Annotated in this window: 14 protein-coding genes; 4 read left to right on the top strand and 10 right to left on the bottom strand. The window is 35.6% G+C overall.

The annotated features are described in order from the left end of the window. Positions 1 to 293: 293 nt before the first annotated feature. Both ACODS7_RS09510 and ACODS7_RS09505 read right to left on the bottom strand, forming a co-directional pair. Positions 294 to 953 carry a recombinase family protein gene (locus tag ACODS7_RS09510; protein WP_488826575.1) on the bottom strand — a complete coding sequence of 220 codons (660 nt, stop codon included), beginning with the start codon at positions 951 to 953 and terminating at the stop codon, positions 294 to 296. Positions 954 to 1,137: 184 nt separating this feature from the next. After that, positions 1,138 to 1,986: an ADP-ribosyltransferase gene (locus tag ACODS7_RS09505; RefSeq protein WP_488826486.1), complete on the bottom strand. Its 849-nt coding sequence runs from the start codon at positions 1,984 to 1,986 to the stop codon at positions 1,138 to 1,140. 386 nt (positions 1,987 to 2,372) lie between these two features. Here ACODS7_RS09505 and ACODS7_RS09500 point away from each other — a divergent pair, with 386 nt between their 5' ends. Beyond that, complete coding sequence (locus tag ACODS7_RS09500; RefSeq protein ID WP_488826484.1) at positions 2,373 to 2,588, top strand: hypothetical protein; 216 nt, start codon at positions 2,373 to 2,375, stop codon at positions 2,586 to 2,588. Between the two features lie 48 nt (positions 2,589 to 2,636). After that, entirely contained in the window at positions 2,637 to 3,599 is a 963-nt protein-coding gene (locus ACODS7_RS09495) for a tyrosine-type recombinase/integrase (RefSeq protein WP_488826482.1), read from the top strand. A gap of 877 nt (positions 3,600 to 4,476) precedes the next feature. Here ACODS7_RS09495 and ACODS7_RS09490 read toward each other — a convergent pair. The 3 genes from ACODS7_RS09490 to ACODS7_RS09480 all read right to left on the bottom strand — a co-directional run bounded on the left by ACODS7_RS09490 (position 4,477) and on the right by ACODS7_RS09480 (position 6,479). Beyond that, complete coding sequence (locus tag ACODS7_RS09490; RefSeq protein ID WP_488826480.1) at positions 4,477 to 5,418, bottom strand: Rpn family recombination-promoting nuclease/putative transposase; 942 nt, start codon at positions 5,416 to 5,418, stop codon at positions 4,477 to 4,479. Between the two features lie 392 nt (positions 5,419 to 5,810). Beyond that, a complete protein-coding gene (locus tag ACODS7_RS09485; RefSeq protein WP_488826478.1) occupies positions 5,811 to 6,119 on the bottom strand; it encodes a hypothetical protein in 309 nt (102 codons plus the stop codon). Between the two features lie 69 nt (positions 6,120 to 6,188). Then, complete coding sequence (locus ACODS7_RS09480) at positions 6,189 to 6,479, bottom strand: ArsR/SmtB family transcription factor (RefSeq protein WP_488826476.1); 291 nt, start codon at positions 6,477 to 6,479, stop codon at positions 6,189 to 6,191. Between the two features lie 114 nt (positions 6,480 to 6,593). Here ACODS7_RS09480 and ACODS7_RS09475 point away from each other — a divergent pair, with 114 nt between their 5' ends. Continuing rightward, entirely contained in the window at positions 6,594 to 6,872 is a 279-nt protein-coding gene (locus ACODS7_RS09475; protein ID WP_488826474.1) for an HU family DNA-binding protein, read from the top strand. A gap of 52 nt (positions 6,873 to 6,924) precedes the next feature. Here the strand turns inward: ACODS7_RS09475 and hfq are convergent, their stop codons facing one another. Beyond that, a complete protein-coding gene (hfq, locus tag ACODS7_RS09470) occupies positions 6,925 to 7,158 on the bottom strand; it encodes an RNA chaperone Hfq (RefSeq protein WP_065486652.1) in 234 nt (77 codons plus the stop codon). A gap of 21 nt (positions 7,159 to 7,179) precedes the next feature. Further along, the gene (locus ACODS7_RS09465; RefSeq protein WP_023521105.1) at positions 7,180 to 7,461 is read right to left on the bottom strand and encodes an AbrB/MazE/SpoVT family DNA-binding domain-containing protein; all 282 of its coding nucleotides are present in this window, start codon (positions 7,459 to 7,461) and stop codon (positions 7,180 to 7,182) included. Between the two features lie 122 nt (positions 7,462 to 7,583). Here ACODS7_RS09465 and ACODS7_RS09460 point away from each other — a divergent pair, with 122 nt between their 5' ends. Further along, positions 7,584 to 7,769 (top strand): aspartyl-phosphate phosphatase Spo0E family protein, encoded by a 186-nt coding sequence (locus ACODS7_RS09460; protein WP_336458097.1) that lies wholly within the window; start codon positions 7,584 to 7,586, stop codon positions 7,767 to 7,769. 305 nt (positions 7,770 to 8,074) lie between these two features. Here the strand turns inward: ACODS7_RS09460 and ACODS7_RS09455 are convergent, their stop codons facing one another. The 3 genes from ACODS7_RS09455 to ACODS7_RS09445 all read right to left on the bottom strand — a co-directional run. Then, entirely contained in the window at positions 8,075 to 8,848 is a 774-nt protein-coding gene (locus ACODS7_RS09455; RefSeq protein WP_488826471.1) for a hypothetical protein, read from the bottom strand. Between the two features lie 538 nt (positions 8,849 to 9,386). Continuing rightward, positions 9,387 to 11,519, bottom strand: a complete 2,133-nt coding sequence (locus tag ACODS7_RS09450) for a type IA DNA topoisomerase (RefSeq protein WP_488826469.1) — start codon at positions 11,517 to 11,519, stop codon at positions 9,387 to 9,389. A gap of 24 nt (positions 11,520 to 11,543) precedes the next feature. Further along, positions 11,544 to 12,595 (bottom strand): PcfJ domain-containing protein (locus ACODS7_RS09445; RefSeq protein ID WP_488826467.1); only part of this gene is annotated, 1,052 nt, incomplete at its 5' end.

Here is a 12,595-nt window from a genome sequence, read left to right as displayed (position 1 = left end):
CCGACTCAGGCTATCATGCCCTCTTCTCCAAGTAAAGTTGCATGCAGGAAACTTCGCTGCAATACTCTGCACTTTTATTTTGCAAAAAACACAAATAATGACGAATCAAACGTTTGTTTAAAAATTGCGGCATGGATGTACTCTGTTTGACATGTGTAATAGCAACCTCTACCTGTCAAGGGATCCCCTTGACAGGTATTACGTCTTCGCCAAATTTTGCAAGACCCGTTTAGGAAATCGAGAGGGATGCAAATGTCTCCGCTGTCCTTTCTATATAATAGGAAGAAACTCAATTATCCTTTCTCTACATGGCATTCTTTTTTATCGGCATGTTTTGTAGTTTCTTGCGCTTCATATTCTTTTACTAGTTTGTAAAAAGAAGAACGCTTTATCTGATATTTTCTCATCGCCCCGACTGCCGTAATTTTTCCGGATTGCCATGCCTCATATGCCTCAATAAATTGCTCTGTAATTTGTACCGGTGGTCTTCCTAAAAGTTTTCCCTGCTTCTTCGCTAATGCAATCCCTTCTGCTTGTCGTTGTTTGATATCATTCCTTTCTTTTTCTGCAAAAGCAGAAAGAATGGTAAGAGTTGCTTTTTGTACAGCCTGCTGTATGACATCATTTGTACTTTCTCCACTATAATTCACATTAATAAAAGGTTCTTTAATAAATTGTAAGTTAATTCGCTGTTGTTCGTAATATCTAAATTCTTCTAATACATCATTCATGCTACGACCTAATCTTGTTAAGGAATCAAAAATAATTGTATCCCCCGTACGAGCTAAGCGTTTTAGCATTTGATAATTTTCTCTCTTCATATTTTTCCCTGACTGCTTATCGATAAAAATATCCCGATCTTCTATCCCGAGACATTTCATATTTTCAATCTGGCGTTCTTCGTTTTGGTCTTTACTGGAAACTCTTACATATCCAAATTTTTTATATTGCAATTCTTTCACCTCGAACACAATTATAGCTCATTTATATCTGTAAAGGTATAAGGAATATTAAAGATATCTGTAAAATAAAAATACAACTTTTATGGATGTAGTTTTCCCTATGTTTCTATGAATCTGTAAAAGTACACCTTTACATACAAAGAGAGCATCCATATGAATGCTCTCTTTGTTACAGTTATTTTGATAGTGATGGCAAACTGTCGTCATATACGATGTTGGTAGCACGTTTATTAAGATAATTAGAAGAGATATCTAAAATCTCCACATCCATCATAATATATTCTCTATCTTTTTCAATTACTGGTGATATATTTGTAATCTTATATGATCTATTTCTTGGGAAAAGTAATTCCATTTCTCCAGGAACATTACTTAAAGGGTCTACATATATAGCTGGAACGCCTTTAGGTACATGTATTTTCATCAAAATAGGAGCCCCGCTAAATCCTTCTGCTGCATCTTTTACGATGCTAGTACTTATGTATGCTGGATCTTTTTTATATTTTCCTTGAAATCTATTTTTAAAGAATTCAAAGTTCTCCCTATTTATCTTTGAAACACTGTTAACTGGATTTTCCTCTTGTTCAGCATGGTTCACTAATGAATTACCGGGCAATCCAAATGCCTGTTCACTTACTCGTCGATAAACTATTATATCCTCATGTAATCTCACTTTGGAAAAAGCACGATCGATCTGTTTAATACTTTTCTCTATTTTAGCTTGATCTAGAACATCATAATAATCAGAACGAAGATATCCATTAATGCTAATATAATCCATCGCGGTATAGCCTCGTATAGCATCTTTTTCTACTTGTGGAGTTAATTTATTCCACAAATTAAATAGTTCATTTCCCCAAGCTGTAGCTTCTGATTTACATGTTGAATGAAAGTCTAATGGATTTGTAGAATGGCACTGTTGATTAGACGTAACGGTCTCTGCCGAAGTATGGATGGGGATGGATAGTAATGCCATCATACCTATACATACACTACATAGATTCAGCATGTGTTTGTTTTTCAAAATTATTTCCCCCTTTTATTAGTTTTTACATTCTTTCCATACAGTACTATAAATGATTGCAACCTACTATCCATTATCCTTACGTAATCATTACAAATTTGTAAGGCAATTTTCACGTAGCATTTTGACCGGACCTCGGATATAATAAATGAAGGGTAAGAGTTACTCTGTGCCATTTTAGTGAGAATTCATTGTAATATAAAAAAATAAAGTTGAATAAGAAAACTTTGTGAATTGGAAATAAAAAAGAACGGTTCTATTGGCATAGTCCGTCCTAAGAGAAGGGAATAATGACAGTTATTCTTCTTAATTATACTGAATTAAACAGAAAATTCAATCTATTATATGTTGAGAAAATATTCATCTTCCGAAATAAGGTGGTTGTTATGAATAAAGGTGATGCCATTTTAAGATTACTATCAGAAATCAAGTTGGAGATTAAAGACGTAAAAGAACAAATAGAGAAAATGCAAACAAAGTTAGATACAGTAGAACAACAAAATCAGGTGAAGAACAAAGTAGAGCAAAAGAAACAAAAAACAAAGATAAACTCTGATAAAAAAGATAAGAGAGATTGGAAATACCCAGCTAAGCTGAAATGAAAATTGTACAGGACTAAAATCATACTGAAAAAGTGAGGTGATAGGTACATGAATAGAAAAGAATTTGAGGATACTTTGCAAAATTTTTCTTTCTTCTTATCTAGTCGTGGAAGGAAGGCATCCACAATTAAACGATATGTCTATGATATTGAGGACTTTGGAAGATGGCTGCAAACATCGAATCGTTTTCAAGAAAAGAACGTATGGAACAAGATAGATAAAGAGGATTTTGAAGCCTATTTTCAGGAACTCATATATAAACGAAAGTATGGAGAGAAAACCATCCACCGGATTGCAGTCGTGTTAAAGAAATTGTATCAGTTCTTGGATATTCCAAGTCCTATTGTAGAAATGCAGGGAATGACTCCACCGAATCGGGCCCTACGCAAGGAGGACTTTATTACGAAGGAAGAAGAGAAAAAGCTGAAAAACATTCTTTCTTCACCTGAGGGATTGTCAGAAGAACAACTTTCCGTTCGACCACTTCTCATAGATCGAAATGTATCCATCCTATCACTTCTTTTGGATTATGGGCTTACACTACAAGAACTCGTGTCGTTACAGATGCAACAGGTGCACTTTGGAAAGAACATGATTACTGTTTTACATAACAAAGGGACAGAGAGAAGGGTTATGTTAAAGGAAGAGGATAAAATACGTTTATTTACGTACTATAAAACGATACCTGAACCGGTTCGCCCTAGATATCATAGTACGGATCCTTTATTGGTCGCATTTGATTTTAAACGAGGCACATTTCGCTGGGTGTATGACAATGATGCCCCGAAAGCATTAACAGCCATTGCTGTACAAAAGATGATTCGATTAGAAGTAGCCAGAGCGCAACTGAGAAAAGGAATTTCCGCACAGCACTTACGGAATACCTTTATTCTATGTTGTCTAGAAAGGAATATGTCTACAGAGGAAATCATAAAAAGAACAGGATTCCTTTCTCATTTATCAGTAAAGCGTTATGTAGAATATGCAAATCAGCATTCACATGGAAAATAATTTGAAAAGAATCAATTTTTATGGCATATTAAAATAGTATAAGTTTATCTTTAGAAATGTAACGATTAAACTTCTTGCACGGGAGAAAGAATCGTCGCCATCACTATTTTTTCTTATATTTGTTTCTTTGCCCATCCCCCGAAAAGGGGTATTAATACAAAATATTCCAATTATTTAACGTTTGGGGTTCTCTGGATCAGGTGTTACGAGCAAAACAATCTTAGTTATACTTAAAGCGAGTGATCTTCATTCCGTCAAAGTATTAACTAGAATAAACGGATTTGAAACTCTAGAATAGATAATTTGTCTTTTATATATAGAATGAGCTACCTGTCGTATTTCTTATTCTATATGCCTATTGTTGCGAAGAAAAGGGATAAGACGAAACCTTTGTTTATTTTTGGAATAGTAGGGTACGTGCAATTTTAAATCATTCCCAACCATACTTCTATTTTTCGGTAAAACCCCTTCTTCTCTTTATACATATCCAGCACTTCATATCTACCGTTTTTACTCTTTTTCATACAAATGTATTATTTGCTATTCTTCTCGTTGTTAGAAAGGAATATGAACGTTCACTTTTGTATTCTCCGCAATAAAAATGGAAATTACGCTTATATTCTAAAAGAAGTAACACCAGCATCTTCGAGTGGAGTGTAATTTTCAAAATATTCTGAAAATATCAGGGGTTATTTCAAATTTAGCCCAAACATCTAAATGATTTATTCGTCCAGAGCAACAACCTGGTCTCAGGGGTTATCATATCCTATCCATTTCACCTTAAATTTCTGAATATTCGTTTTTTAGGTGCTTTTTCTTTAGGTACAAATGGCCAGAAAGAATCATCTGTACCTAAAGAAAAAGTGTACGGCACACTTTATTTGTCTAAAATATAGCGTATATCCGACAGTTTCATATTCGTAAACTTCGCAATATCTTCGATTTCCATGCCGTTTTTATGCATGCCACGGATTAACTGTTCTCTTTCGAATAATTTACCTTCTTGAATACCTACTTCTTTTCCTTTTTCCATACCTTCTTGAATGCCTTCTTTTCTTCCCTTTTCCATGCCTTTCTTTTCGGCATACTTATACTTAGAAGCTTCATCAATAAGAGCCTTTTGTCTTGCCTCATAGGACATACGGAATGCAGGGTCTTGACTCATCTTTTCCCACTTTTGCATCGCATCTTTTAAAATCGGATCTCGGTTCATGGCGATCTCCTCCAGTGTATGCGTTAATTGTGTATCTTCGTTTGCGGATAGTAACAGCAACCATCTCACAAAATCGTCTTCCCATGGATTAACTTGTTCTTCTTTCCATTGTGCCATTAGTTTAGGGATTTCAATCACATGAATTTCCATATCTTCGATCAGTAGTTTTTGCAATTCAATATCCCACAGTTTTCCTGTTGTATGGAAGGTTTCATATTCTGGAAAAACAGAAAAGTTCAAAATATTAATGGTAATGGTCTTTCGCAATGCATCATAAGAGCCACCTTTTTGCATTTGAGAAGCATATAAACGACTCCAATAATATAAACTGCGCTTGAGAAAATCATGTTGATCAGAGAGCTGAATTTCAATAGAAATTTGGGTATCATCGTCTAAAGTTGCTAATACATCTAGAATAGACAATTTGTCTTTTTCATATTCGCGGTGCATATGTGGGTCTTCTATTTTCAGCGTTTGAATCGGCGAAGAAAGCGAAGACGCTAACGTCACGTTCAAAAATTGCATTAAAATCTGTTCATTTCCTCTTGTTCCAAATAATTGTTTGAAAGCAAAATCAACTCGTAAATTGACTAAAGGTTGATCCATAAAGTGAGTCACCTTTCTTATTTCATATTATATATAGCTATTGTAGCGGAGAAAGGAGAGAAGAAGCAACCCTTGTCACTAATGTTGATGTATTTTGTTTTTATAAATAATATGGTATGTGAAATTTTATGTATTTACTTGTATATGCGCCTATCCTCACTGATTTATATCCCTTTCTACCTGAACTATTTACTACCCATATTTTCATCCTCTTATCTCCTTGCATGGGGGCTCTTTCCCTTTCGAGACTCAAACGTATTTGGAAACGCCTTATCTTTCGTTAGAGAGGAATCTGAGCGTTCGTTTTTTATCCCTCTCGACTAATGAATTGGATATAATAACCAATTTCAAGGATGTTCAAGTAGGCAGAGCATTCTCCTGTACATCTTGAATTACATGTGAATCACCAAATGAGACGAACAATAGTTCACCGCTCGATGTTTCAACTCTTCATACGTGTATAATTTTTGTTTATCAAATAATTTCGGATGCTTCTGTCTGTAGTATCCGAACAATTCTTCTCCATTTTTCCGTATACGATACCGACGTGCTTGTCTAATTGTACCTGGTATTTCTTCAGGAGCAAACTGTTCCAGTATTTGTAATGCTTGTGCAGATGGGATTTCTTCCCCTGTTACATAGGCATGGATAAAGATAAGTTCTTTTATTGTTATATAATTGTAATGTGAATTTCTATTCATAGAAGAACACCCCTCCTCGGTCATTATTTTCATCCGTACATGACTAGACATATAAACGAATCTATCTGTTTAACCTATCAGTATCTTCAGCGTTTGTTTCACTTTTTCATCGTCTACTCGATAAAATACTTCTAATCCTTTTCGCTCATATGCTACGACTTTATGTGATTTTAACTTACCGAGATGTTGCGAAACAGTGGATTGTGGCATGTCTAAATATTTTTGTAATTCCGTAACATTTAAAGCATTCTTCTTTAATAATTGATGCACCATTTGTAGACGAATAGGATGTGCCAATACCCTTAATATTTCTGAGACACGTTCAAAACAACTTATTTCCGTGCTAAAGACATTTTTCATCTTCTTTTTTCTCCCCCATTTCTGTTATAGAGTTCCTATCTCACAAACCACCTTGCACCATTCTCTTTCTCCCTTTATACTAAAACAAATAATAATCACAATAAGAGGTGCCTCATGAATAAATCAGAATTAATCAAACAAGTCGCAATACAATCTGAACTAAAAAAACCACAAGCAAGTCTTGCAGTAGATGCAATATTAGAGTCCATTCAACATGCACTACAAAATGGAGACCATGTACAGCTGCTTGGCTTCGGTACATTCGAAGTTAGAGAACGTGCTGCACGTGAAGGACGCAATCCACATACTGGTGAGGCGCTTACTATTCTTGCGGGAAAAACACCTGCCTTTAAAGCAGGAAAAGCATTAAAAGAAGCTGTAAACGCTAAATAATATTTCTGTAACAGTAGCATGAATCCAGTAGGAATCATGCTACTGTTTTATTTTAGAAGCGAATCGTGGAGATCGCATGTTTATATACAAGCTGTTGCTTTCCTTCAACTTCTATTAAAACAGAATAAGTATCAAATCCTCTTATTATTCCTTTTACATGCAATCCTTTTAACAGAATTAAAGTGATATCCTTCCTCTTTTGAAACGCCTCTTGCAACAATTGTTCCTGTAAAGATGGCATGTTCTTGCTTTTATCCTTTTGGAATGCTTGTAATTTCACTTCCAACGAATTCGCCCCCTATTCTTCTCATACCGTTACTTTGTATTGTTCTAATTCTTCCATAAGCTGTTTCGCCCCTTCTGGGCTCAACGTAAGCTTTCCATCCGCTAGTTTGATATTCTGGGGAGAAATTTCTCCTGTAATCGGACAAGTACCATACGATTGATATTTCTGTAGAATAATCGCATCCTCTTCTACAAAAATTTCTAGCACATCTCCTGAATCTACTTGTAAATTTCGTCTTGTTTCTTTTGGTATCACAATTCGTCCTAAATTATCCATTTTCCGTACAATACCTGTTGCTTTCATAGAAATGTCCTCCTTTTGTACACATAGACTATCTCACACCTGATGTGACCGTTTTCATTCTTTTAAAAACTGCATATACTATAAAAAGTTGATATCAATCTGTAGAAATAGCGAGGTTTCCCATGTCTACATCTGATGTTACCCACTTACAAAAACAAATGGAAGAAAAAAAGAAACAACTGCGACAGTTGGTAAAAGCATACGGATATACAGACCCCATTGTTCTTGCATGTAGCCAAGAATTAGATCAATTCGTGTATGTTTTTATGCGTGATTATTCTCCTCGAACAGCTACATGTAAAAAATGATTCCAATTCATCAATAGAATTGGAATCTCACTATACATATGTCCTCTATATTTTACCATAACCGGACTCTATGTGGACTGAATAAACCAACTTCTGCATAAAAACATTTCACTTAGGATATATTAGGACTAACAATTCCACCCTACCATATTAATTGCCACTCTAGAATGAAGTCACCTAACATGATTATAGGTGGAATTGTCTATCATTCCTTCAAAACAAAAAAAGACGTGCTAACCGGTTCGTCTTTTTTCTAAGATTTTATCTAATCTATTACTTGCTCTCATTTCTTATATAAACCTATTTCATCCCAAAACTCCCCACAATATCAGGATTAAATCATAATAAACATGTAACCAATATGCCATGTGCATATTTCTATATTTAACAAACCACAAAAGGTGAGTCGTGGCTGGTATACCAATTATTAAAATACATTGTAAAATATTGAATTGATAAGCAGTCAGATGCATCACACCAAAAGTAATTCCTGCTAAGAATATTGAAACGACAACTATCACTTTACTACTTATTTTTAAGTATTCCATGCATTTATACCAAAATAACAAGAATGAAATAAACATAGTATTTTCACCCAATAGTTGAATAAACACTCCCGGAATACTCAAAAGTATTTCTTGCTCACTTTTTTTATTCATCACATTTGTGGCTGGATTAATTGAAATTACACTGTTTAAAAACAGAACCCAATATAAACCCAATACAATTAGTACTATAGCAGCAATCACACATATCATATGTTGTCTAAACGACATTTTTTGAAATAACTCTTTCATAACATCTCTAAAAAGATAACAAAAGACAACAACAATTGGGCCTGTATATACGAATGCCTTAATGATTGATTTCAACACTATCGGAATATCCTTCAACCAAATTTTTAATGTAGCACCATATGGAATATATACCACCGCAATACTTATCAATACCAGTAAACACAAACTAAAGATACTTTTCGATTTCACCAAACCATGTAAATATTCATCTATACTTTGAAAATTAAACAATGGCTCTTTTTCAATATTCTTTTGCTGATTCTGTTTTTGGATAGCCAACATATGTATCACTACTTTCCTTTTTCTCTCCTACAATTATAACATTCTTCCGTTTTTAAATATTCAAAAAATAAACAAAACAAAAAACATCTACCTTTAAAAGGCTAAAAGTTCCGCAAGGAACAGGTCGTATTTTCTTTCGCTATGCTTCAGAAAATCTCCACCTTTTATTTTTACTGCTTCACTCCGTTATTGCAGTGAAAATAATCCTTGCCCAACTTTTTTTGGCTCGTGAAATGGCGTCGCCAAGCCGACATACCCAAAAGCAAGTGTTTTCTCTATCGGCTTGATCTTTCCAGTATACGAGCCAAACCGCTAGCCTTTCGTCCTCCTATTTAGTTTTCCATCCATTGTCACCAGACGTTTTAAACCGTGGGGCATCGTCCCCACACGACGAGCCACCCTCTACCCCAAAAGGCAAAGGAAAACCTTCTTATTCTTTAATATGGTTCGCTTTATTCTCCATATATGCAAAGCTTTAGTTCGTGTCATATTATTAATAAAAAAAGACTCTACGACTTTACTGTAGAGTCCTCCATTCTTATTCCGTTGTACTTGCTGCTTTCTTTTTCTTCGGAAATACAAACTGAATGTTTCCCTCATCTAATTTTAGATACGCATCAAATTCTTTTCCTGATTTCCCCTTTAAACCTTTTAACAGCGTCGTTTTCTTGCCCTCTAACAACTTCACCAGATTACTCTCGCTAATCTTCTGTCCTAAAAATTCTTTCGAAACAGAAAACCTACAACTTTTCGGATTGTCTTTCGCATATCCAGAACAGCCATATATCGTTTTCTTATCTACGACAGGGTTTCCGCAGGATGGACACTCTCCTAGATGATAGTCTGTCTTTTTCTGTTCAACAAATTCTTCTATTGCCCATGTGTTTACTTGGTCTTTTGCTTCGTTGATGAGTTTCTGCGCTAACTTTTTGGAGGTTTCTACGAAAGGCTTATCCTTTTTCTTCCCTTCTCCAATTCCCTTCAAGTAGCCTTCCCATTTTGCAGTTAATTCGGGTGAGCCAATTGCGGTATCCTTAATTGCTTCCACCATCATTTTCCCTTTGTTTGTTACATGTACGATGTTCTTTTCAATTTTGATATACAACAGTGTTTTGATTCTCTCTATAATGCCTGATCTCGTTGCTTCGCTGCCAATATCATGTTTTGCCATTACTGTAATCAATTGCCCTTCTGTATATAGTTTAGGAGGTTGTGTTTTCCCTTCATGTAACTTGATTTCTGTTGTCTCTACAGTTTGACCTTGTTCTACAAGTGGAAGCGCCTGTTCTTTTTGGTTCTCTTTCTCTTCATTTTCTTCTTTTCCAAACACGACTTGCCATCCAAGATGGGTGATTTGCTTCCCTGTCGATTTAAAAACCTCGTGATTCACTTCAGTGAACAGTTCTGTTTGATTATACGTCATAGGTTCATAGAACGTTGCTATCACGCTACGCACGACCTCATCATAGAGCCACCTCTCTTCTTTTGATAAGGTTTCTAAGTCAGGAACTTGATTCGTGGGAATCAGTGCGTAATGGTCTCCGCATTTCTCATCGTCCACGTATGCTTTCTGATTTACGATGGTTTCTCTTTCTTTCTTTTCAATCAAAGTTTGATAATCCGTGATATTTGCTAACTTTTCTAGAATACTTGGTAATTGTGCTGCTTCTGCAACAGGAATATGCTGATATTCTGTTCGTGGATACGAGAGCATTCTTTTATCATATAAACTCTGGGCTGTCTCTAGTACAACTTTAGGTGACATCTTATACTTCTTATTCAGCTTTGCTTGTAAGCTCGACAGATTATATAATTTCGGCGCTTGTTTCGATTTTTGTTCTACTGTCACCTTTTGTATACGTGCTGTATACTGTCGCAATTGTTGTAACTTTCCCTGCGCTTCTTCTTTTGAATGGAGTTTCATCATGTTATGATCTTGGAGGAGTTTTCCGACATAGGGTATTCCATTCGCCTCAAAATACCCATGAAGTTCATAGAATGATTGCACTTTGAAATTCTCTAATTCTTTCTCGCGTTGACGAATTAAGTGTAACAAGGCTGATTGCACCCGTCCAGCACTGAAGACTTCTTTGACACCTTTCTTGTCTCGGAACAACAGCGTAAATACTCGTGAGGCATTCATGCCTATAATCCAATCGCTAACAGAACGGGCTTGTTCTTCTAAATAATAACTATATGTTTCTTCTGCATCTCGCAAGTTTTGAAATCCTTTTCGAACCGCATCATGCGTCATACTCTTAACCCACAAGCGTTTTTGTGGTTTGTCGTTCACGCCTGCCATAATAATAATATTTTTTGCAATCGCTTCTCCAGCTCTAGCAGGATCAGTCGCAATAATGATTTCATCTGCTTTTTGTAGCCATTGTTTCGCATTTTGAAAAATCGACTTTTTATCTTTTGACACCTTCATTTTAAACTCTTCTGGAATAATAGGCAGTTGGTCCATACTCCAGTTTTTCCATTCTTCTTTATACTCATCAGGGTTACATAATTCGATGAGATGGCCCAGTGCCGAAATCATGACGACTTCTTCATCTCCAAAGATTTCTTTGTCCTTCACCGTAATATGTGTACCTTCTCGTTTGGCACTTTGAAATGCTTCCGAGTAGCTTTTCATTTGTTGCGGTTTTTCACATAGTATCACTTTCACACAAATTCCTCCAACTTTTTAAATTTAGCTTGTTAACTCTAAAGGACTTTCAAAATCAATATCATGCGTTGCAATCCGTATGTTTCTTTCTGCACAATACTCAACCAGAAGACGGCTGATTTCTTCTGATGGAACATCATTATATTTCCCCTTCGCTTGTACCAAAGACCACCGCCCCCTTCCGTTACAACGAAATTCTAGGCAATGTGTGACTTTCTCTGTTCCTTTCTCTTCCATTACCACAATGTATACATCCTTATGGATTGCTTCTCGTGCATACGAACCGACACATATGTTTAATTTTGTTCCCACTTCTATTAAATGATGGTTGCTCGTTGCTAATAGAAAACGATACTCATTCGTTTCTGTTTCCAATTTTAGCTTTTCTTCCTTTTCGTACTGTATTTCCTCGTATGCGTATTCTACTTTATTTAAATCACTTGCCAATACATCGTGTAATGTTTCTAAATCATATAGTTTTGGTACTTCATACGTCGGCATCTCCTCCTGTAACATTTCCATCATTCGCACGATATCTCTCATATATTCGAATACACAATCTTCCTCATGCCTTTTCACCTGTTGTATGATTGCGTTCGCAAATCTTTTTTCACTTTTGAAATGTTGTTTCATCCGTTCGAACTCCTGTAAATAACTCGGATGCAGTTGTCCGATTACATCTTCAATGGACAGATTGTGAGAATGAAGTACGTCAGGGATTCTTGCTAAGTTTTCTAGCATATATTGTTTTATATCCACATTCTCAATGAGATGGACAATATGTTTGTACCACACCCATACACGTGGATTTTCAAATAAAAGGTTGCGTTCTTTCTTGGATACTTTCTTATCGAATAACCATTCTACAAGTTCTGACTGCTTATATGGCAACTGGGCTAACTGCTCTCTCTTATATTTATTATCTCTTACCTGAAATCTAAAGGTTGAATATTCCGTGAATTTTAGTGGCAACAACATCAACTGTGGATAGCGTAACAGAATCGGAAATTGCATGACACGGAGCTTTTGGTGTTCCGAAAACCATGTAGGTAAGATCGCCTGTAAGAAATCCTGAT

Source organism: Bacillus sp. FG16 (genome assembly GCF_057809515.1).
The sequence above is the reverse complement of the archived record's forward strand: the minus strand, read 5'-3'. Positions and strand labels throughout refer to the sequence as shown.